Source organism: Limnospira sp. PMC 1279.21, assembly GCF_032349615.1.
GTDB classification, from domain to species: domain Bacteria; phylum Cyanobacteriota; class Cyanobacteriia; order Cyanobacteriales; family Microcoleaceae; genus Limnospira; species Limnospira fusiformis.
Window position 1 is genome coordinate 1 of record NZ_JARPLU010000623.1, and the last position, 236, is coordinate 236.

A 236-nucleotide genomic window follows, 5' to 3' on the forward strand; every position below is an offset into this window, starting at 1 on the left:
AAAACACCATCCGGGTCGCTATCGTTATTGAGGACATCAATGGTAACGGTGTTTACAGTGCGGACGGTGGCGTTATCATCGTTAGCGGGGGGGGGTTGATTTTCTTGGATAGCCAGGAAGACGGTGGCTGGGTTGGAGATAGCGCCATCATAATCCTCTACGGTATAAGTAAAGCTATCCCTACTGGTAGATGAACCGTCATGGCTATAGGTGATAGTTCCGTTAGGGTTAACCGT

At 49.2% G+C, this 236-nt stretch carries 1 protein-coding gene; it reads right to left on the reverse strand.

Annotation, left to right across the window (positions count from 1 at the left end; genetic code table 11):
* A partial coding sequence (locus P5683_RS26255) for an Ig-like domain-containing protein (protein ID WP_315669533.1) occupies positions 1-236 on the reverse strand: 236 nt, incomplete at both ends.